Consider the following 627-nt stretch of genomic DNA (forward strand, 5'->3'; position numbering starts at 1 on the left):
TGGCGCTGGTGGGCCACACCGGCAGCGGCAAGTCCACCGTCATCAGCCTGCTGATGGGCTTCTATCCTATCGGCAGCGGGCAGATCCGCTTCGATGATCACCCGCTCGATACGCTGTCGCTCGCGGCGGTGCGCCGCAGCATCGGCCTGGTGCAGCAGGATCCTTTTATCTTCGTTGGTACTTTGGCGGAGAACCTGCGTCTGGGCCGTGATGGCATTGACGAGGGGACGCTGTGGCAGGCGCTGACCGACGTCCAGCTAGCCGAGTTTGTGCGCAGCCTGCCAGAGGGGCTGGAGACCCTGATGGAGGAGGGGGGCAAAAACCTCTCCGCCGGTCAGCGCCAGCTGCTTTCGTTTGCCCGCGCTCTGGTCGGGGATCCGCGCATCCTCATCCTGGACGAGGCGACCGCGAGTGTGGACTCCCAGACCGAGCTCGCGCTCTCCACCGCGTTGGCCGCCGCGCGCCGTGGCCGCACCACCATCGCCATCGCCCACCGGCTCTCCACCATCGTCGATGCGGACGAGATCCTGCTGCTTTCCCGCGGTCAGGTGAATGAGCGGGGCACCCACGGCGAGCTGATGGCGCAAGGGGGCCATTACGCCCAGCTGTTCGAGATGCAGAGCCAGG

General features: G+C 66.5%; 1 protein-coding gene. It reads left to right on the forward strand.

Going from position 1 to position 627, the window contains the following annotated elements; all coding sequences use genetic code 11:
* Nucleotides 1–627 (forward strand): ABC transporter ATP-binding protein (locus BN1137_RS21225; protein WP_157433890.1); only part of this gene is annotated, 627 nt, incomplete at both ends.

The sequence above is a fragment of the Aeromonas tecta genome (assembly GCF_000820185.1).
Lineage (GTDB): Bacteria > Pseudomonadota > Gammaproteobacteria > Enterobacterales > Aeromonadaceae > Aeromonas > Aeromonas tecta.